21 protein-coding genes and 1 riboswitch are annotated in these 21,064 nt (G+C 39.0%); of the genes, 17 read left to right on the top strand and 4 right to left on the bottom strand.

From position 1 onward, the window contains the following. Positions 1-194 precede the first annotated feature (194 nt). Positions 195-2,360 (bottom strand): MMPL family transporter, encoded by a 2,166-nt coding sequence (locus FXW34_RS08955; protein ID WP_147533630.1) that lies wholly within the window; start codon positions 2,358-2,360, stop codon positions 195-197. 199 nt (positions 2,361-2,559) lie between these two features. Between FXW34_RS08955 and FXW34_RS08950 the strand changes: the two genes are divergently transcribed. The 4 genes from FXW34_RS08950 (at position 2,560) to FXW34_RS08935 (ending at position 6,628) form a co-directional block, all read left to right on the top strand. Further along, entirely contained in the window at positions 2,560-3,204 is a 645-nt protein-coding gene (locus FXW34_RS08950) for a LytTR family DNA-binding domain-containing protein (RefSeq protein WP_147533629.1), read from the top strand. Between the two features lie 133 nt (positions 3,205-3,337). Then, on the top strand, positions 3,338-4,849 hold the full coding sequence (gene scpC / locus FXW34_RS08945) for a succinyl-CoA:acetate CoA-transferase ScpC (protein ID WP_147533628.1): 1,512 nt from the start codon (positions 3,338-3,340) through the stop codon (positions 4,847-4,849). A gap of 273 nt (positions 4,850-5,122) precedes the next feature. Continuing rightward, positions 5,123-5,392, top strand: coding sequence for a hypothetical protein (locus FXW34_RS08940; protein WP_147533627.1), 270 nt, complete (start codon positions 5,123-5,125; stop codon positions 5,390-5,392). A gap of 297 nt (positions 5,393-5,689) precedes the next feature. Then, entirely contained in the window at positions 5,690-6,628 is a 939-nt protein-coding gene (locus FXW34_RS08935) for a magnesium transporter CorA family protein (RefSeq protein ID WP_147533626.1), read from the top strand. A gap of 62 nt (positions 6,629-6,690) precedes the next feature. Here the strand turns inward: FXW34_RS08935 and liaG are convergent, their stop codons facing one another. Further along, entirely contained in the window at positions 6,691-7,545 is an 855-nt protein-coding gene (liaG, locus tag FXW34_RS08930; protein WP_147533625.1) for a LiaG family protein, read from the bottom strand. A 393-nt stretch (positions 7,546-7,938) separates the two neighbouring features. Between liaG and FXW34_RS08925 the strand changes: the two genes are divergently transcribed. Both FXW34_RS08925 and FXW34_RS08920 read left to right on the top strand, forming a co-directional pair. Continuing rightward, positions 7,939-8,532 (top strand): hypothetical protein, encoded by a 594-nt coding sequence (locus FXW34_RS08925; protein WP_147533624.1) that lies wholly within the window; start codon positions 7,939-7,941, stop codon positions 8,530-8,532. A gap of 21 nt (positions 8,533-8,553) precedes the next feature. Continuing rightward, a complete protein-coding gene (locus FXW34_RS08920; RefSeq protein WP_147533623.1) occupies positions 8,554-9,123 on the top strand; it encodes a polyhydroxyalkanoate biosynthesis repressor PhaR in 570 nt (189 codons plus the stop codon). A gap of 91 nt (positions 9,124-9,214) precedes the next feature. On the opposite strand, the gene FXW34_RS08915 is transcribed toward FXW34_RS08920, so the two are convergent. Next, a complete protein-coding gene (locus FXW34_RS08915) occupies positions 9,215-10,003 on the bottom strand; it encodes an alpha/beta fold hydrolase (protein ID WP_147533622.1) in 789 nt (262 codons plus the stop codon). Between the two features lie 157 nt (positions 10,004-10,160). Here FXW34_RS08915 and phaQ point away from each other — a divergent pair, with 157 nt between their 5' ends. Then, positions 10,161-10,604 (top strand): poly-beta-hydroxybutyrate-responsive repressor, encoded by a 444-nt coding sequence (gene phaQ / locus FXW34_RS08910; protein WP_147533621.1) that lies wholly within the window; start codon positions 10,161-10,163, stop codon positions 10,602-10,604. Then, positions 10,585-11,157 carry a hypothetical protein gene (locus FXW34_RS08905; RefSeq protein ID WP_187118893.1) on the top strand — a complete coding sequence of 191 codons (573 nt, stop codon included), beginning with the start codon at positions 10,585-10,587 and terminating at the stop codon, positions 11,155-11,157. Before phaQ ends, FXW34_RS08905 begins: the two co-directional genes overlap by 20 nt. Before the next feature lie 45 nt (positions 11,158-11,202). Here the strand turns inward: FXW34_RS08905 and FXW34_RS08900 are convergent, their stop codons facing one another. Beyond that, the gene (locus tag FXW34_RS08900) at positions 11,203-12,135 is read right to left on the bottom strand and encodes a DMT family transporter (RefSeq protein ID WP_246140940.1); all 933 of its coding nucleotides are present in this window, start codon (positions 12,133-12,135) and stop codon (positions 11,203-11,205) included. 376 nt (positions 12,136-12,511) lie between these two features. Here FXW34_RS08900 and FXW34_RS08895 point away from each other — a divergent pair, with 376 nt between their 5' ends. From FXW34_RS08895 to cbiE, 9 genes are all read left to right on the top strand, one after another. Then, the gene (locus tag FXW34_RS08895) at positions 12,512-13,342 is read left to right on the top strand and encodes a formate/nitrite transporter family protein (RefSeq protein WP_147533619.1); all 831 of its coding nucleotides are present in this window, start codon (positions 12,512-12,514) and stop codon (positions 13,340-13,342) included. Next, positions 13,342-13,707 carry a DUF3147 family protein gene (locus FXW34_RS08890; protein ID WP_147533618.1) on the top strand — a complete coding sequence of 122 codons (366 nt, stop codon included), beginning with the start codon at positions 13,342-13,344 and terminating at the stop codon, positions 13,705-13,707. The genes FXW34_RS08895 and FXW34_RS08890 overlap by 1 nt, the downstream gene beginning before the upstream one ends. Positions 13,708-13,721: 14 nt before the next feature. Continuing rightward, positions 13,722-14,114: a DUF3147 family protein gene (locus tag FXW34_RS08885; protein WP_147533617.1), complete on the top strand. Its 393-nt coding sequence runs from the start codon at positions 13,722-13,724 to the stop codon at positions 14,112-14,114. Between the two features lie 135 nt (positions 14,115-14,249). Further along, a riboswitch (cobalamin riboswitch) is annotated at positions 14,250-14,446 on the top strand. 144 nt (positions 14,447-14,590) lie between these two features. Further along, positions 14,591-16,216, top strand: coding sequence for a precorrin-3B C(17)-methyltransferase (gene cobJ / locus FXW34_RS08880; RefSeq protein ID WP_147533616.1), 1,626 nt, complete (start codon positions 14,591-14,593; stop codon positions 16,214-16,216). 113 nt (positions 16,217-16,329) lie between these two features. Then, positions 16,330-17,259, top strand: a complete 930-nt coding sequence (locus tag FXW34_RS08875; RefSeq protein ID WP_147533615.1) for a sirohydrochlorin chelatase — start codon at positions 16,330-16,332, stop codon at positions 17,257-17,259. Next, positions 17,256-18,044 carry a precorrin-6A reductase gene (gene cobK, locus FXW34_RS08870; RefSeq protein WP_147533614.1) on the top strand — a complete coding sequence of 263 codons (789 nt, stop codon included), beginning with the start codon at positions 17,256-17,258 and terminating at the stop codon, positions 18,042-18,044. The genes FXW34_RS08875 and cobK overlap by 4 nt, the downstream gene beginning before the upstream one ends. Before the next feature lie 17 nt (positions 18,045-18,061). Continuing rightward, positions 18,062-18,709 carry a precorrin-8X methylmutase gene (locus tag FXW34_RS08865; RefSeq protein ID WP_147533613.1) on the top strand — a complete coding sequence of 216 codons (648 nt, stop codon included), beginning with the start codon at positions 18,062-18,064 and terminating at the stop codon, positions 18,707-18,709. Positions 18,710-18,755: 46 nt separating this feature from the next. Next, the gene (locus FXW34_RS08860; protein ID WP_147533612.1) at positions 18,756-19,859 is read left to right on the top strand and encodes a cobalt-precorrin-5B (C(1))-methyltransferase; all 1,104 of its coding nucleotides are present in this window, start codon (positions 18,756-18,758) and stop codon (positions 19,857-19,859) included. Next, positions 19,856-21,064 (top strand): precorrin-6y C5,15-methyltransferase (decarboxylating) subunit CbiE, encoded by a 1,209-nt coding sequence (cbiE, locus tag FXW34_RS08855; RefSeq protein WP_147533611.1) that lies wholly within the window; start codon positions 19,856-19,858, stop codon positions 21,062-21,064. Before FXW34_RS08860 ends, cbiE begins: the two co-directional genes overlap by 4 nt.

Below are 21,064 nucleotides of genomic sequence, written 5' to 3'. Positions count from 1 at the left end.
GTCGCCATTTGTAAAGAAAAACGTAAGAAATAAGACATTTTAAATAAGTAAAAAAATGGGAACAAGGTCTTTTATAGAACCATGTTCCCGTTTTTTCATTTAACAACTCTGAGTGAATGTAAAAAAAATACATAAATTCAATTTAAAGACACTCATGCAAGACTAATGGGACTGTCCCCCACCGCTTTACTGCGTTAGTGTAGGCTGTTTTGTTTTTGTTTGAGGCCGAAGAGCCACCAGTTCCAGTCGCCAAAAAGTTTCATTAGCGATGGTACTAGTACCATCCTAATAATTGTAGCGTCGATGAAAATGGCAAGTGCTATCCCAACGCCGAGCTGCTTGACTGGTACAACTCCAGTAAACGCAAAGGCCCCTGTGACGACAATCATGATGGCTGCTGCAGAAGTAATAATTTTACTTGTCGATATTAAACCATTTAGCGTAGCGTAATGATTGTCTTTCGTTTCCAAATAAATTTCATGGATTCTAGAAATCAAGAAAACTTCGTAATCCATAGACAGACCGAATACTAAGCTAAATACAAACACTGGCAGCATTAAGGTGATACTGGCAGGCTCAATTCCGAGATGCCCTTCCTGGAATATCCAAACAACCATTCCGAAAGTAGCACTGAGGCTTAACACATTCATAATGATAGCTTTTATTGGAATCAGCAACGAACGGAATGCAATCATTAAAATCAAGAAAGTTGAAACGAATATTAACGCCAAACCTTTAGGCATCTGCTTTAGGATTTCATCAAATATTTCTTGCTCAAATTTAATGCTGCCTCCGAATGAAGCTTTCATACCAAAGTCCTTATCCATCCAATCCCTTACCCAGTCGCGTTTTTCACCTGTTGACAATTTTTCCTTCAAATAAACATGAACCAACATTTTATTTTCAGAAATGTATTGTCCGGCTAATGGAGCAAGAGGGCTGTTAGGTTGAGATAGAGCCATTGTTAATTGGTTTGGGTCTGCAATTCCGGACAGTGAGAAAATCGATTGAACTTGTTCGACTCCCTCATCCTTCTCTATTTTACTAATAATGCTTTGGATCTTTTCAAGATTGCTTATTTCAAGAGCGTCACCGGATTCCTTGGCTGTTTCAAGAACAAGGACGACGGTATTTTCACTGCTTTGTTTTTTATCAACAAAGATGTCTTGATATGTATCATATGCTTTTCTTGATTCGTAGGTTGTCGGCAATGCATCGATACCAGGGACAGTAACATCCATATCCTTAACGGGTATTAAAGCGGTAATTAAAATAATCAATGCTAAAATCGCCATAATGACTGGTCGTTTCATTACAAGGTGGGCTAATTTGCTCCAAATCCCTTCACTGCTACTGTCAATCTTAAGGATGGTAAGTGAATGAATTCGTTTACCTAATAACGACAGAAATGCGGGCAAAAAGGTAATCGCCGATAGGGCAGCGACAAGTACCACGGTCATTCCACCAATAGCGACATTGCGGAAAATATCAATCTCGATAAACATTAATCCGAGTAAACCAATAAACACACAGGATGCAGAGAAAATAATTGACCTGCCGGCAGTCGCAACGGTTGTAACAACAGCTTGCTCGACAGATGAATGTGCAATTTCTTCCTTGAAGCGATTGATAAATAGTAAGGCGAAATCAATACTCAAGGCAAGACCTATCATCGGAACAATATTTAAGATAAAAATCGTCAAATCAAAGGCGTAACTAAAGAAATATACGATGCCCATTGTTGTCGCGATGGAAATCACACCAACGATAATAGGAAGGCTGGCTGCTACTAAGCTCCCAAATGCAAGTATAAGAACGACCAATGCAATCGGTAAGCCAATCATTTCAGCTTTAGCTAAGTCTTTTTGACTAGCTTGGTTCAAATCTTTAACAATCACCGGTTCACCAGTAATCGATACATTGATGCCCTTCTCATTTTTAAGGACGGATTGGAGATGATTGATAGAATCACCTAAGCTTTCAGCGTCCTTTTCAAAAGTAAGAATCCCATATGCATAATTTTCTTTTATCATATCCGGTTGCTCAAAAGGGGATATGACCTTTTCCACTTCAGGGGTATCTGCCGCATTATCGAATGACTGATTGATAAACCGAGTCCAATCATCGTTACTGACAGATTTATTTTTCTCAAATAAGACAATAATAACGGATTTCGGCTGCTCGAAATCATCATCAAGTATTTGCCGAGTTTGTTCATATTCACCAGCATAATCAAATCCGTTTCCGCTTAATACGGATGGTAATTTCAATGCAAAAATACCAAAAACAGCAACAATGGCAATCCAGATTACAATTACTGTCCTTTTATATCGTGACATCCACAGTCCTAACGTGTTCATTAGATAAGCCTCCCTCCGCCTAAAAACCAATAATCTACTCCCATTATGACCGTTTTCACTTCGATTGTTAAATATTTGGTTATAATGGTGGAGTTTGCCCAAAAAGGTAATAGGTCATGAGTGTTCTTAATGGAAAGTTATGTCGAAAATGTGTAAAATTATATTGTAATTTATCCTAATTTTTTGAAAGGTGTTGCAAATGGAAAATTTAACGGCAGCAGGACTTATTGACGTGATCGGTGAACTTTTTTCAGATGAAACTTCGATTGCCGTTTCAAACACCACAGAATATGTTTATTATCGACCAAGTAAACGGATTGATTTGAAAATTAGTCAAGGTGACCTCGTAAAAGAAGGAACCCTAACTCATAAAGCATTAACAACTAGACAAAAAGTTTCAGAATTTATTAATCGTGAGATATTTGGTGTACCATATTATGGAATGGCGGTCCCGTTTTTCCGTGATGGGAAGATAGAAGGTTGTGTAACGGCAATATTCCCAGCGTTAAATGATGGGAAATCGATTGTGACGGTGCGCGTGCAGGACGGTTGGGTCCCAGTTCCGTTCACAAAAGTTGTGTATTTAGAGGCGAAGGACCGTAAGACTCATGTGTTCACTGAAGCGATATCAGGAACCCATAAGTACTCATTACAGGAATTTGAATATTTTCTGCCAAAGGAATCATTTATCCGCTGTCACCGTTCGTTTATCGTAAACGTAAATCATATTACGGAAATTTATCCTGATACTCATTCAACCTTTGTATTAAAGATGAAAAATGGTGATCGAATCCCTGTAAGTCAGTCTTATTCGAGCTATTTTAGAAAATTGTTATTTTTCTGATAAGTACTTTGCTGTTTAGTGTCGAAATTTAACTGTTTTGTCACAAAATTGTCTAATTTCGTCCAAATTTGGCTAGCTGTTGTACAACATCCTGTAAAATATGTCTAAAGATGTATAATAGGGGGATGGTAGCGTGGAAAACAAATTAAGCCGAATTAAAGACGTTCGTTTACACGATAAGGTAGTTTCTGCTGAAGAAGCAGCATCTTGGATTGAAGACGGAATGACATTAGGATTAAGTGGATTTACAAAATCAGGTGATGCGAAGGCTGTTCCTTATGCATTAGTAAAACGCGCTGAAACTGAAGAATTTAAAGTAAATGTTTATACTGGGGCTTCTTTAGGTGAAACAGATAAATTAATGGCTGAAGCTGGAATTATCAACAAGCGTTTACCATTCCAAGCGGATGGCGTTATGAGAAAATCAATCAATAAAGGTGAAATGCTTTATGTAGATAATCACTTATCGCAAACACCTGAATGGATTCGTCAAGGAGCAATCGATGCTATCGATTTCGCAATTTTGGATGCGGTTGCAATACTTGAAGATGGTACAATTATTCCTTCTACTTCAGTTGGTAACAACCTAGTTTTCGCTAATCATGCGAAAAAAGTTATCGTAGAACTTAACTTGGCTCATCCAGAATCATTAGTTGGTGTTCATGATTGCTATGCGCCTGCAAAACAAGGGGAGCGCGGTCCTATTCCAATCACTAAGGTTGACGATCGTATTGGAGAAATCGGAATTAAAGTTGATTCTGATAAAATTGCTGGGATTGTCATTTGTAATATTCCAGATTCTCCATCTGCTATTGTTCCTCCAGATGAAGAGACTGTAACAATGGCTAATCACTTACTTGATTTCTTACGTGAAGAAATCAAAGCTGGTCGCTTAACTGAAAGCTTAGCACCATTACAATCTGGTGTTGGTTCTATTGCAAACGCTGTATTCCATGGTTTTGGTGATTCTGAATTCACTGACTTAGAGGTTTACTCTGAAGTACTTCAGGATTCAGTTTTTGACTTAATGGATCAAGGCAAAATTAAGTTTGCGTCAGGATGTTCATTTACACTATCTGAAACAAGAAATTCAACTCTATATACAGAGTTTGATAAATATCGCGATAAAATCATTTTAAGACCACAAGAAATCTCTAACCACCCGGAGCTTATCCGTCGTATGGGTCTGATTTCTATCAATACTGCTCTTGAAATCGATATTTACGGAAATGTAAACTCAACTCATGTTATGGGTACTAACCTAATGAACGGTATCGGTGGTTCCGGAGACTTTGCTCGTAATGCACGTCTTGGTATCTTTGTAACTAAGTCAATCGCAAAAGATGGCAAAATCTCAAGTATCGTACCATTCGTATCTCACGTGGATCACACTGAGCATGATGTTGATGTAATCGTTACTGAACAAGGCTATGCAGATTTACGCGGCTTGGCTCCAAGAGAGCGCGTAGAGCTACTTATTGAAAACTGTGCACACCCTATGTACCGTGACCAATTAAGAGCTTACTATGCTGAAGCACTTGAAAGAGGCGGCCAAACTCCACACGTATTAGAGAAAGCATTGTCTTGGCATACTAACTTCAAGCAAAATGGAACTATGCTTCAAAACGTTGCTGAATTAGTATAATAAAAGATAACTAGAACAAACCCAACGGTACAAGACTAAGTTCGGCTTAGTCCTGTACCGTTTTTCTTTTGAAGCTGGTTTTATTATATGATTAAATTGGTGCGAAATTCCAACATCAATTAATCACACGCTGATATTAAAATAGTCAGATATAATAACTATTTTCTTACCTTCATGAATAAAATCATACAGAACGAACAAATACTAATCGACTTGGCTTTTTAGGTAGGTTAGTCTATAATTCTAATGAAAGTAACTTCGGAGGGGTAGAAAATGGAAGTTGACCTGGAACTTCAGGCGAAGGATTTATTTAAGGAAGTACTATGGGATGGGAATGTCGAGCAAATAGCGATTTGGCTAGATGGGGACTGGTCCGTGACATCAACAGTACATTTCGATGAAAGAAATAAAGCTTGTGAGCCTGTGTTGGTCTTGAATTTACGTGATGTTTTTGCAAAAATTGACTTTTCTTTTGACACCATCGAAGAGCTAATTAACAAAATTGAAAATATATTAAATGGCCACGAGCCAATTGATGTGTAAACTGTAATAATTATTTATTGCAGTTTTTCTTATTTAGGGTATAAGATAGATGAGGAGTTTAATAAGAAAAGCGGGTCCGCCCGCAATTGCAAACGAATTTCATAGTCAAATCTTTGATTATTTTTTACAGAAAAGGAGTTGATATTGTTGAGTAGTAAAGGTTCTCCTGATCCCGAACCGAGCAGTCCAAAGGAGGAAGTCGGATTTATACTTTTTATAAACAGGAGTGATAATGTCAATAATATCGACTCTTTAAAAGGTATGCTTACTTCCTCTCGATAATGAGGAGGTGTGAGTATGATTGAATTTTTCTATGCAAATGGAGAAAGACATATCGAAAAAATTGGTGATATCACTAAAGGCTGTTGGATTAATATGATAGCACCAAATGAAGAAGAAATTAATTATGTAGCTAATAAGCTCGACATTCCAGTTGATTTTTTTAAAGACGCACTGGATGATGAAGAACGATCACGGATTGATCGCGAAGATAATAATGTCCTCATTATTGTGGACTTTCCGTATATTACAAGTGATGATGCTGGTTTGCCGATTTATGAAACGATTCCAATTGGGATGATTATTACAGAAGAGTGTTTTATGACTGTCTCATTAAAAGAGACCCCGATATTGGGAGATTTTTATAATAATAAAATTAAAGGGTTTTATACAAATAAGAAAACAAGATTCGCTCTACAAATTTTATTTTCGATTTCCACTTACTATTTAAGATATCTTAAGCAAATCAATAAGAAAACTGATGATATTGAAAGAGGCTTGCATCTTTCAATGAAAAATAAAGAGCTTTATGCTCTGTTAGCGCTGGAGAAATCCTTAGTTTATTTCACCACATCGCTAAAATCGAACAAGATTGTTTTGGAAAAATTATTGCGGTTAAATCATTTGAAGATGTATGAAGAGGATAAGGAATTATTAGAGGACGTCATTATCGAAACGCAACAGGCAATTGAAATGGCGGAGATATATAGTACAATCCTTAGCGGAATGATGAATTCATTTGCCTCAGTTATCTCGAATAATCTAAATATGGTGATGAAATTTTTAACCTCAATTACGATTATCCTTGCTTTGCCGACAATGGTTTCGAGCTTTTTTGGAATGAATGTAGATTTGCCGTTCCAGCATAAACCGTACGCATTTACCATCATTATCTTATTTGTAGCATTCATATCCAGTCTAACAACCTTCATATTCTGGAGAAAAAAATTCTTCTAACCCTTTAACACAGCACAGTGCTGGGGGACTGTCCCCCAGCACTGTAATGCGTTAAAGGTTTTTTAATAGATACGGATTTTTCCGCTTGATACGTCTAGGTCGATTTTATGTTTGCCTGTACCGTGTGTGCCGGTTAAGGAATGATTATTACTGTTTTCACTGGTAAGTGGGAAATTACATGAGATATTTCCGCTGCTTGATTTTCCATTCAAAGTGAAGCTGGCATTGTCTGGAAGGTCGAGGTTCACAGTGCCAGAGCTTACTTCGATATCAATATCATCCACTAATTTTTTCATTTCAACAGAAAGCTCTCCAGAAGATAATTCTGCCTGTAATTTTCCTGAATAATCATCTAAATCGAGGCTGCCTGAACTGATTTCAAATTTACCAGTTTTGGTTGTAAGAGATGTAATGTCTACATTTCCAGATGAACCATCATGTTCAAAATGATCCACTTTCAAGTTCCTTAAAGTTATATTTCCTGACCCAATGTCGATAGACAAGTTGTCAAGAATCATTGGATTATTTTTGGACTCACCAGAAAAATGTATATTACCTGATCCCAAATTAATTTTCATGCTATCCTGATAATCCTCAGGGAGATAAATTCTTAATTCTTCTCGGCCAAATGAGAAAAAGTTAAACCATTTTTGCTTAGCAGTAATTGTAATCCTGTCACCACTTCGATTGACGCGTACCGTTCCTTGGCCTGTCAGCTCAGCTTTAATATCATCTCGTTTTTCCGGTATGATTGTTGTGCTTAAACTAGATACGTCGATTTCAATCGAGCCAACTTCATCCGTCACAGCTACTTGCTGTTCGCTCCTTCCAAACGGTAGCCAGTCAAAGTTAATAAAGTTCGTAAAAATCCAATATAATCCAATCAAAATAAAAAATATCACCAAGATTTTTTTCAATTCGAACCCTTCCTTTCTCTTTTCCAAAAATCTGTTCCATGCGAATTCCTCAATTAAAGCATATAATTCTAGCGAATATTTCTCAATTGAACTACCGGTTTATTTTTCTCTAAGACTTAAGACTGAAAGATGGGGGACTCGTTTTCTTTCGACAGGATTCGGCTTAGTTTACTTTTATAAAAAAAGGTGATGAACGTTTATGTGATGGGTTTTACTAGATAGCTTAAGCACTAAAAAGAACTATCGTTTGCTGAGATTTGTCGACAAAGAAGGGTTTACAAAGTCAAATAGAGGTACAATAATTTAAATTGTGTAAATATTTAGAAAAAATTACTCGAAAGATTATTTATATTTGTATACTTACAACAGAAAAATGAATTTGGAGGAGCGAAAATGACGAAACCGTTAAACCTGGACGAGCGATTTGATCAAAATGGTTCACAATCCAGTTTAGAGCTTGTATGGAAAAATGCATTGCAGCAATTAGAGTCATGGGCTGAGCAGTCAGAATATTATGATCAGGTGTTGTTAAAGGCTGTTCAAAAATATGTTGAACGAGTCGACCAAAATCGTGAAAACTTAAAAGCAATCACTGACCAATTCAATAAAGAACTTTGTGAATGGGAAGGAACTGCCCGAGATGAACTTCTGATGACTACCACAATAATGAAGCAGCTATTTCCGAAAAATTCTTATCACGATATCAATCAAGTGATTGATGATATTCACAGTAAAACAGCCAAAATTATTATGACTCCTGTCAATGCGCTAACCAGCGAACAATCTATCAGTAAATATGTACAAGCTATTGAAGGATTTATTGCACTACGTAGACAAACAAGACAGCAATACATTGAAAACATTGTGCGTTCTGCATCTGTTCTTTATGGAAATCAAAAGCTTTTTGTTGATTTATTTCAAAATCAAATTAAAGCTGTCTTTTTTCCATTGCAAAGATATATGGAGAGTTCAGTAAATCTAAAATAATAAACTTAAGGGGGAATCAGGATGCCGATTCAAAGTATTCAGGATTCGTATACTGTCCTAAACAAAATTAATGAGCTTTGGGAAAAGCAACTGAATGTTTACCTTACACTGATTAGCAATAACAAAGATTTAGAACAGCTAACAGCAAAAGCAGAAGATACACAGTTCCGGACACTTCAGATTTTTAGAAAAAATCAAGAAGTGATTGCAAGCCTTTTAAATGTACCGACAAAAAGCGATTTAAAGTTGTTAGTCAATCGGGAAAATCAAACTGAGGAAAAGCTTGATTCACTTGAAGAACAGCTATTAAGTTTAAGTGAAGTAGTCCTCTCAACTAACAAAGATGTTGAAAGCGTTATTGATGTTTCAAAGGAAATTATCAAATTAACCAAACAGCTTAAAACTGAATTAACAAGAACAAAAAAGCAGCTAGCAGAAACGAAAGATTTACAGTCAGACTTAGTGGAAATGAAGAAAGAACTTGTCCAGTTGAATAGCTTCAAGGAAGAATTCGAAGCTTTAAAAACTTTAATTGACAAAGGTGAACAAAAAGAACCTGTTGCTGCAGGAGCTTCAGGCCCAGCAAAATAGATAACAAAAAAAGGTTGACATACTAGTGTGATACAAGTATGTCAGCCTTTTTTGTTCCCAGTACATGAAAGAGCAAAGCGTTTTCGCTTTTCTAACATGCCGGCTTCTGTTTTTCGTGTTTTTGTAAAAACTCACGCAGTGTTTGATTAAAGTTGTCTTTTGCTTCCAATTTTGCAACATGACCAGCTTTCCGCATGATCACGAATTCTGAATGACCAATTTGCTTATGCATTAATAATTGGACCCAAACCGGAGTCACAGCATCATATTGACCACCGATAATTAATGTGGGAACTTTAATTTTCGGTAGTAAGCTAATATTGTTCACTTTCATCGCAGACGCAACAGACTTAATATAGGTCTCACGGTCTGGTCGATAATATTTAATAAAATGCTGATAATTTTCCTCGCTCCATGAATATAAACAAACACGGGCAGCAATTTCTCGATGCTCATCAATGGAAACGGCATTTGCTCTTAATTTTCGAACAGAATACAGTAAATACCCTATATGCTTTGGCATAAAGTGGAAGGTGCTAACGAGCATTAATGATCGGCATTTATTTGGCTTCTGACGATATATTTCCTGAGCCACTAAGCCCCCAAGTGATAACCCGCAAATGTGAGCGTTTTCAATTTCAAGCTCATCCAATAAACTAATAACATCCTTTGCGAAGCTTTCAATTGAAATACCAGTTGTAGTTTTGTAATCACCATGTCCACGAAGGTCTGGAATGATGAGTTCAAACTGATCAGCTAACTCAAATTGATTGTTCCAAGCTTCTTTCATTTCTCCTAAACCGTGTATAAGGATTAAAGGTTCACCGGCACCGAGACGTAGAAAAGGAATTCCGGAATTACTTAGATAGTAATTTCCCATGTTTTAATCCCTCCAACTTGTTTATACTACAACTTATTCCCATCCAGCGAGAAAAGTAATCAATTTAATAAATGTTTATTTTATATATATGATGAATTGACAGAAAATTACCCTTAAGTGTAAAATACATATATAGACAAGTGGAGGTGGAAAGCACTTGACAAAGGATTATGAAACTCCATCGATACAGCCTTCGAAAAATTTTGTAATGCCATTCATTTTATTGCTGTTAAGCAAAATGTCATTACACGGATATGAGCTCAGCCAAAAGCTTCAAGCATTCGGCTTTCATTCAATTGATCAAGGAAATCTTTATCGATTACTTAGACAACTTGAAAAGGAAAATCTTGTTCAATCAGAATGGGATACGACAGGTGCGGGACCGGCTAAACGGAGATACACAATAACCGATGTGGGCGTATCTTACTTGAAGGGCTATGCGAACCAGCTAGAGAGCTACCAAACCATGCTAGACCAATTTTTCAATATGTATTCTAGTTTTCTTGACCTCTATATCCCTTCATTCATGAGTGAAGGATCAAATAGAGAAAAAAATGCGAACAAGGGGAGAAAGAATAATAATGAATCCGAAGAAGAGTGATAAAGTCGTATTAAAAGCTGCTCAAAAAAAGGCTGACACGGAAAAGACCAATGCTGCGGATTTATTCGTTGATACAGTTTGGGACCAGTATGAACAAAGCCTAGAACATTCTAAACAATTTGGGGAAGAGCGTGAAGATGCATTTTTAAAGTCAGTTAAGGAAGTTATTAAATTAAATCAAGAATTCCGCAAAACTTTAACTAACTTTTATCAGGAATCAAAGAAAACAAGCGGTGAAATCGTAAAAGAGATTTCAAATAATATTCCGGGCTCAAATGAAACAAATAGCTCTGAGCTTAAAGAGCAATTCAGTGACGTTTCATCACGGATTGAAGATTTAGCGTTGACTCCAATCAAATCAACTTTTGGACTTTTCGATCGCATTGAAAAAAATATCGAAGAAAAAAGTGAATCGTTCGTGGAATATTCACGTGACAGTCGTAATCGTTGGGAAAAAGTTACAAATGAGTATGTGAAACTAACACGTAACACGCAAAAACAATTTGTTCATCGCATTGAAGAAAGTTTTAAGGTATTAGTTAATACAAAATAAAAAAGCAGCCTGATTCCTTTGTGTTTGAATCAAACTACAAAAGAGTCAGGCGCTCAAATTTTTCATTTTGTTTTTTCGTGATTTTTTAATAATTTCAATCCATAAATCGGAACCGACCACAACGCCAGCGATGATGAAGCAAAAACCGAAGATTTGAGTGGGAACAATTTTTTCATGAAGAAAAATGACTGCTCCAATCAATGCAAAAAAAGGATTTAAGTTAATAAATATGGATGTCTCAGCTGCGCCAATTTGACCAACAGAGAAATTATAAACCATGTGTCCAACCGCTGTCGCAATAAATGCGGAAGCAAAGAACACAATCCACACGCTAGTTGAGCCATTTGCTAAGCTCTCCAATCCCTCAGGCTCTACCACCAAGCTAATCAAGAACAGAGTCATTGAACCAAACAAAAGCATATATCCGGTCATCAATCTTGGGTCTAATGATTTGGCAATTTTACTAATAAAAATAAAGCTGATCGCTTGAGATAAAATGGCTATGAACACAAATAAGTCCCCAATTGAAACCGCACTGATGCTACCATCCTTTAGGACCACTAAGGCAACTCCAGTGAAGCCAAGCAATACACCCACAGACCGTGCCATTGTCATGGAAGTGCCTAAAAATGCAATTGCCAAAACGGTCGTTAATAATGGTCCGAGGCCAAGAATAAGTCCCCCGTTTGAAGCTGATGTTTCCTTTAAGCCGATTGATAAAAAATAATGATGGGCAACGACATTGAACAAGCCACCAATCATAATAAATTTGAATTCCCGCAACGTTGGCATCCGAACTTTTTTCATAAGTCCAAGAATAAAAAATACACAAACTGCTGCAGCAAATATCCGAAATGCGGTTATCGTAACAGGTGTAAATGCAGTTACCAGCAACTTTGTCGCAATGACGTTTAATCCCCAAGTTACCATGACTAAAACAAGTGTGATATAAATAAACCTCTTATTATGAGATGCCAAACCTTCAACTTCTTTCTAAAACTATATTGATTAAGTTTAATAATAATTATTATAAATTAAATATCAATACTATGGTAGAAAAATAATATTTTGTGATAATCATAACAGTTAAAGTCAGGAATTTGCCTGGATTTTCCATTAATTTACAATAAAATTGGAAATGTAAGCGTTTAATAAACAGTTGAAAAAAGTTCACACGGGTACCCTTAAGAGATGGGTTAAAATAAATATGTGCTTAATTCTATGTGACGTAATTCACATTTTGCTATTTTTATATTATTTATTTGTATTTAAAAAAAGAATAACATTTTTTGAATTTAAGATTAGTGAAAAGCAAAGGTGCTTCCACTTTTCTAGGCGAAAGGAACTGATACACATGTCGTTTTTCAAGCCGGAACAGATCGCTAATATTACAGTGGAAAACGGATACAAAAAAAGTAATTATTCGTTGCTTAAATCTGTAATTTTAGGGTTCCAGGCAGGGGCTTTTATTGCTTTGGGTTACTTGTTATTTATTCGAGTAACAGCTCCATTAACTGGTGATATAGCTGGATTAAGCTCTATTTTGGGAGCTGCCCTATTCCCAATTGGTCTAATATTAACATTAATTGCAGGTGGAGAACTATTAACAGGTAATATGATGGCTGTACCATTAGCGTGGCTAGCTCGAAAAATAAACTTTAAGCAGCTACTAGCAAATTGGACGATTATCACAGCAAGCAATTTCGTAGGTGCTCTCTTTGTTGCATACGTATTTGGACATATTGTTGGTTTGACTGAAACAGGAATATTCCTAGAAAAAACCGTGAGTATTGCTGAGCATAAACTAGAGGCAACTTTTGTTCAGGCGTTCTTTTCTGGAATAGGCTGTAACTGGTTAGTAGCAGCTGCTGTTTGGTTATCCTATGGTTCAGAGGATATGTCAGGTAAGATACTTGGTATTTGGTTTCCAACCATGACATTTGTAGCGATTGGTTTCCAGCACGTTGTAGCGAATATGTTTGTTATTCCTGCTGCGATATTTGCCGGACATTTTACTTGGCTTGAATATTTCCATAACTTCGTACCAGTGTTTTTAGGAAATGCCGTTGGTGGGTCTGTTTTTGTGGCTCTGGCTTATTATTTAGCATACAAGAAAAATATTATTACAAAGGATACTTCTGTTGTTGCCCCTAATCTGAAATTAATGAAGCGAGGCGGAATGTAGTGGCAGAGATTTCAATAGGTGCCGCCCTGATAAGATTTATTTTAGGTGGAACTGCAGTCTTGGTTGCTACTATTGTCGCGAAAAAGCTGGGCGAACGAGCAGGAGGTATCTTTGCTGCTTTTCCAGCAGTTTATTTGGCCGCCATATTAACCACTGGCCTCGATTTTAAAGGTGACGAGCTCATCAGCCAATCTGTTATCCTCTCAAAAGGTGCAATGATAGGCATGGGCATCAATATTTTCATTGCAATTATTGCCGGCTATCTGTTGCCAAGACAAGGCTGGAAGCTCGGTTTGGTACAAACGATACTATGCTGGTTGGGACTATCAACCGTTGTCGTCTTCATTACATCTTATTTATTCTAAAAAAGGTGGAACCCATGAACAAACAGGACTTATTAATTCGATTTATACTCGGCGGGACAGCCGTAATGTTTAGTTACTTAATCACGGTTTTATCACCTTGGAAGATCCTTGCGGGAATATTTGCTGCGTTTCCGGCAGTAATGCTGACAGCGGTACTAATGGTGGGAATTGCTTCAGGCTCTAAAAAGGCAGGGAAAATTGCGAACGGGTCTGTTTTTGGAATGATGGGTGGAATCGTGTGTGTCGCGACTGTGCTCCTTGTTCTCGAAAAGAGTCAGGATTGGGGCTTAAGCATCGCGCTTGGACTTGTGTTCTGGTTAGGAAGCTCAGTTGCGATAGCCTCGCTTCGTGAAAAACTTAAAAGCGGCCAGCTTCAACGCGTTTTCTTCATCCAAAAAAAGGTCTGAATCCATCCCAAATGGACTCAGACCTTTTTCGCGTTAAAGCAGTGGGGGACTGTCCCCCACTGCTTTAACGTGCTAAATTTTAATATATTTGTTGAAATGTAAGGAATATTGAGATAATATGTTTCTTAGTCAATTTAATATTCGTTTAGGAAAGGTTCATAGCTTGAGAAGTATTGTTTTGAGCTATGTGAAAAGGGAAGACGGTTAAAATCCGTCACGGTACCCGCCACTGTATTGGGGAATTCCATTGCATTATGTCACTGACTAAAGTCGGGAAGACGCATGGAATGATGATCCAAAGTCAGGAGACCTGCCTTATCCTAAACACTTCAGTAAACCTACGGGCCTATGGGTGGAAGTGTGATGGAATGCATGTCTTTATTTTTTATGATGTATTTATTTCGCACCCCTACGTCGGTAGGGGTGTTTTTTTGTTTTTATGTAGTGAAATTTAGAAAGGTGGAAGGTGGATTCAAATGAAGGGGAAGGTACTTGTAATTGGTTTTGGACCAGGGAGTTTTCAGCATATTACCGATAGAGCTAGAGCTGCTATCAGAGAAAGTAATATGATCATCGGCTATAAAACGTATGTCGACCTGATTGAAGGTTTATTGACAGAAAATCAGGAAATCGTCAGCACGGGAATGACTGAAGAAGTTAGTCGTGCTCAAGAGGCAGTGAAGCAAGCTGAGCGCGGTAACAAAGTTGCGGTGATTTCAAGTGGTGATGCCGGAGTATACGGAATGGCTGGCTTAATTTATGAAGTATTAATCGAAAAGGGCTGGAAAAAGGAATCAGGTGTTGAAGTGGAAATCGTACCAGGGATATCCGCGATTAATTCCTGTGCCTCGCTATTAGGTGCACCTGTGATGCACGACGCTTGTACGATCAGCTTGAGCGACCATCTAACACCATGGCAATTAATTGAAAGCCGTATTGATGCAGCGGCTAAAACCGATTTCGTTATTGCTTTTTATAATCCGAAAAGCGGACGACGGACTAAGCAAATTGAAGAAGCTCAAAGAATTCTCTTAAAATATCGGTCTCCGGAAACACCGGTCGGTTTAGTAAAAAGCGCATATCGTGATCGTGAGCAAGTTGTTGTAACGAACTTAAAAGAAATGCTGAATCACGAGATTGGTATGCTTACAACCGTAATTGTAGGTAACTCATCAACGGTATTACATGATGGCTTAATGATTACACCGCGAGGCTATCAGCGGAAGTATACGCTCAATCAAGCTGAACAACCACTAAAGCTCCATCAGCGCTTAACGAAGGAAGCTGAGCCGTGGTCACTAGAAGCGGCTAGCGCTGTAGAAACTCCTTTGCGCCGACCAACTCCCGCAGAAGGAGAGCCTTCGCTAAGAGACTTAGCAGAACAAGCACTGCAAATGGTAAGTGGTGATAATGATCAAACTGTAACTTTAGCGGGCGTTTACCAACCTGCAGAGGCAATTTTTGAACTAGCTGTTAGTCCTGGAGTGGCTAATAAGAAATTTACAGCCCCCCAGCTAATTACTTTAGCTGAGGTGGTTGGAGAAAATGGGGTAATGGAATATACCCAAGATCACCAAATGAAGCTCGGTATACCGACGGAAAATCCTGATGAAATTATCGAAAAATTAACTCAAGCAGGCCTTTTGTTAGCGCCGGTTGGCGATGTTTTAACAATAAAAGCTTGTGATTTCTGTGATGGAGATAAAAAGGATAGCATTCCTTATGCCGAGGAGCTACAACGCAAGCTCGGAGGAATCCAATTGCCGAAGGAGCTCAAGCTAGGCATTAACGGCTGTGGGATGGCATGCTATGGGGCTGTCAAAGAAGATATCGGAATTGTTTATCGCCAAGGTGCTTTTGATTTATTTTTAGGCGGAAAAACAGTCGGTCGCACTGGGCATCCAGGTCAGATTGTTGCAGAAGGAATAGAGCCTGACCAAATTGTTGGGGTAATCGAGAATATTATTCGAGACTATCAGGAGTATGGCTATCCAAATGAAAGATTTTTTAAATTTTTCAAACGCGTTAAGCAAGTACAAGGCTTTACACACGTGGATATTACCCCAAAACTTCAAATAACAGCAGCCCCATGTGGTGACTAATTTTTATAAAGGCTGTGTTAATGCACAATGTAGATTTTTGTCAGGTTGATTGGAGCGTAAATCAACAAAATAGACCAGCTTAGAGGTCAATCAAAATTTGAGGAGTGGACGGTATGCAGGCAGTCTTATTTGTTGGACATGGTAGTAGAGACCCAGAAGGTAATGATCAAGTCCGTCAATTTATAAAAAATATGAAAACTCAGCTCGACGAATCATTGCTCATTGAAACCTGTTTCCTTGAATTTGAAACTCCAACTGTAACTCAAGGAATCGAAGCATGTATTCAAAAGGGTGCAAGTCACATTGCAATCATCCCGATCATGCTTCTGCAGGCAGGACATTCTAAAATTCATATCCCGGCAGCAATTGACGAAGCGCGTGAAAAATATCCACATATTGGATTTACATATGGTAGACCAATTGGTATTCACGAAGAAAATATTTCAATTTTAACAAGCAGATTATTAGAGATAGACGAGGATGTCACAAATCCAAGCGATGGTGCAGCAGTGCTTTTACTAGGAAGGGGAGGCAGTGACCCTGATGCTAATAGTGATTTGTACAAGATGGCTAGACTGCTTTGGGAAAGCACGAATTATTCGATTGTGGAACCTGCGTTTATGGGTGTGACGAATCCGCTTGTCGATGAGGGCGTGGAACGGTGCCTAAAGCTTGGTGCAAAAAAAATCGTCATTTTACCATATTTCCTATTTACGGGTATATTAATCAAACGGCTTGAGAAGCTGCTTATTGATTTTTCGGCAAAATATCCAGAGATTGAATTTAAGCTAGCTAACTATTTTGGATTTCATCCGAAGTTAGAAAGTATTCTGAACGACCGTGTCAACGAAGCTTTGAACGATGAAGTAAAAATGAATTGCGATACCTGTGTTTATCGAATCGGGGCGATGGAGCATATTGAGCACCATCACCATCATGATCACGAGCACGGACATCACCACCATCACCATCACGAGCATGATGCTCACGATGATCATCATCATAACCATGAAACGTCAAAAAAGGCTGGCATTACGTTATGATTTTAGTATTAGCTGGGACGAGTGATGCTCGCGAGCTTGCCATACAAATCAAAGCTGCAGGATATGCCTTATTAACAACTGTGGTTACTGAAAATGCAGCAATCGAGCTACGTAACGCGGGGCTGGATGTCCAGGTTGGCAGATTAACTGCTGAAGAGATGTCAAGATTACTAGAGACCAAAAAGATTCGTGCTGTTGTTGATGCAAGTCATCCCTTTGCCGAAGAAGCTTCTCGTAATGCGATCAAAGCTGCTGAGCAGTCTCGTGTGCCATACATTCGATATGAGCGAGAATCTCAAAGTTATGATTATGAAAAATTAACGATTGTGGAGAGCTATGAAGCAGCAGCAGAGCTAGCTGCCCAGAAACAAGGTGTCGTCATGCTAACAACGGGCAGTAAAACCTTACAAATTTTCACTGAGAAACTACTAGGGCTTGAAGGCGTGCGCTTGCTTGCAAGAATGCTTCCTCGTATAGACAATCTAGAAAAATGTGAAAAGCTAGGTTTTCCGCAAAAAAATATTATCGCGATACAAGGTCCGTTTTCAAAGGAATTCGATAAGGCGTTGTACCGGCAATATGGTGTAACGCTGATGATTACGAAGGAAAGTGGTCAAGTCGGCTCAGTTGATGAAAAAATCGCTGCAGCCAAGGAGCTAGGAATAGAGACCATCATGATTGGAAGACCAGCTATTCAATATGGCAATGTTCAGCGTGATTTTAATAGTGTAATAAAAACATTAACTGGAGCAGTTCCATTGACTGTAACCGACATAGAAAAATAAATAAGGAGTGGTAACAAATGGATTTTCGTACAGAGTTTAAACCGGTAACGGTACAACCACAGCAAATAGAAACAGTAAGTTTTCAAATCATTGATGAAGAAGTCGGAGCACATAACTTTACACCCCAGCAATATAAAGTTGCTCAACGTGTCATTCATGCGTCAGCTGATTTTGAATTAGGTAAAAGCTTACTATTCCATCGCGATGCGATTGAATCTGGAATTAAGGCGATTAAGAGTGGCAAAAAGGTTGTCGCCGACGTGCAAATGATTCAAAGCGGCGTCAATAAAGCTAGAATCGAAAAATACGGTGGTGAAGTGAAGGTTTATATTTCCGATGCTGATGTGGTTGAAGAAGCTAAATGCTTAAACACAACGAGAGCAATTATTTCAATGCGCAAAGCAATTCGTGAAGCAGAGGGTGGAATTTTTGCAATTGGTAATGCACCAACAGCGCTGCTAGAGCTTATTCGTTTAGTTAAAGAAGGAGAGACAAAGCCAGGCTTGGTAATTGGGTTACCTGTTGGTTTCGTATCCGCAGCTGAATCTAAGGAAGAGTTGGCAAAGCTTGATATCCCGTTTATTACAAATATCGGCAGAAAGGGCGGCAGCACCGTGACAGTTGCAGCACTTAATGCTTTAACTCTACTAGCAGAGCAGCAATAAAAACTTGCATACGAGCATGAAAATAAGTGAGGACTGAACGTAAGATATGAGCGAAGTTCAAGAAACACCTCAGCAGGAAAAATTAAGACAAGGCTACACGACTGGAGCCTGTGCGACGGCGGCAACGAAGGCGGCGTTATGTGCATTGCTTACCGGAAAAACGCAAACAGAGGCGACAATATACTTGCCAGTCGGTCGCCTGGTGACGTTTCAAATCGTTGACTGTGAAATTTCAGAATTACAAGCGAGCGCGACCGTAATTAAGGATGGTGGCGATGACCCTGATGCAACTCATGGGGCGGAAATCATTGCGACGGTTTCATGGTCAGAGGGTGAAGGTATTACCCTTGACGGCGGAATTGGCGTCGGCCGGGTTACGAAAGCAGGCTTACCGATTCAAGTAGGAGAAGCAGCTATCAATCCTGTGCCGCGCAAAATGATTACAGAAACGGCTCAAGCAGTGTTGACTGAGTACAGTGTGGAGAAGGGTATTTCCATCGTGATTTCAGCTCCTAGCGGTGAGGAAATTGCTAAAAAGACGTTAAATAGCCGCTTAGGGATAATTGGTGGAATATCAATTTTAGGGACACGTGGAATTGTCGTTCCATTTTCGACGTCAGCCTATAAAGCTAGTATTGTACAAGCAATTAACGTTGCTAGAGCAAGTAACTGTGACCACGTTGTGATAACAACAGGAGGACGTAGTGAAAAATATGCGATGAAGCAATTTCCGCAGCTTCCAGAAGAAGCATTTATTGAAATGGGCGATTTTGTAGGCTTCACATTAAAAACTTGTAAGCGACTTGGAGTCAGGCGTGTCTCGATGGTCGGAATGATGGGGAAGTTTTCGAAGGTTGCGCAAGGTGTAATGATGGTTCACTCCAAAAGTGCGCCAGTTGATTTTTCTTTTTTAGCAAAAATAGCAACTGAAGCTGGAGCACCGCCCGTGCTCGTGGAAGAAATCCATCGTGCTAATACGGCGTCACAGGTCGGCGATATGATGGTTTCTGCTGGAATCCAAGCGTTTTTCAATAAGCTATCAGAGCATTGCTGCACAGCTGCGCTCAACGAGGTTGGCGGTGGCATTGAAGTCAGCACCGCACTTTATACACTAAAAGGAGAATTATTAGGGGAGGTGAGTTTGACATGACCAAAACGATTAAATTAATCGGTATCGGCGATGATGGAAGGGCGAGCTTGCTACCAATCTATGAAAAATGGATAAATGAAAGCGAAGTATTAGTTGGCGGAAAACGTCATTTAAGTTTTTTTCAAGAGTACAAAGGAGAAACGTGGACAATTGAGGGTGGGTTGACGTCCCTCGTTGAGCGTTTGCAATCAGAGACTCGTAAGGTCGTCGTGTTGGCATCAGGTGATCCGTTATTTTACGGGATTGGTAGCTTCTTATCAAGCAAGCTCCAGCTTGAAATATATCCGGCGCTTAGCTCGGTTCAACTGGCATTTGCGCGGATGGGTGAGCGCTGGCACGATGCGTATTTAACAAGTGTACATGGTCGTAGCATGACTGGACTTGCCCAGCGAATTGATGGCAGAGAAAAGATTGCGATTTTAACAGATAGCGAAAACTCACCTAATAAGCTAGCAAGCTATTTATTATCGTTTGGAATGACTGAATATAAGGCGTTTGTTGCTGAAAATTTAGGCGGTGAAACTGAGAATTGCCGCTGGTTCGATTTAGTTGAAATGCAAGATGAAAGCTTCTCTCCGCTTAACGTGGTGATTTTAAAGAAGGTAGATCACAATCCTGTATGGCCAATTGGAATCGAGGATGAGCACTTTATTCAGCGCAAGCCGCTAAAAGGATTAATTACAAAAAAAGAAGTTCGGACTTTAAGCCTTAGTGCTTTACGCTTAAAAGAGAACAGTGTTGTTTGGGATATTGGTACATGTACTGGTTCGGTCGCGATTGAAGCAGGAAAGATTGCCCGCGAAGGTAGTGTGTTTGCAATTGAAAAAAATGAAGCTGATTTGGCGAATTGCCGTGAAAATCTGGCTAAATTTCGGGTGGATGCCACGACTGTTCAAGGGAAAGCACCGGAAGGGTTAGCCAATTTTCCAGACCCGGATGCCGTTTTTATCGGCGGGACCGGTGGTGGAATGGCAGGAATTTTGGATATTTGCTGCAGCCGACTGAAACAAAATGGCCGAATTGTCTTGAATGTAGTGACAATCGAAAATTTAGCCGAAGCACAGACGGCCTTTAAGGAACGGGGCTTTAAAACGGAAATTACATTAGCGCAAATCTCGCGTAGTCAGCCAATCTTAAATTTAACTCGATTCGAAGGGTTAAATCCGGTATATATTATTGCAGCTGAGCGAGTGGAAGGGGAATAG

This window comes from Bacillus marasmi, from assembly GCF_902168435.1.
Lineage (GTDB): Bacteria > Bacillota > Bacilli > Bacillales > Cytobacillaceae > Bacillus_BU > Bacillus_BU marasmi.
This window is presented reverse-complemented; position numbering and strand designations above follow the sequence as displayed.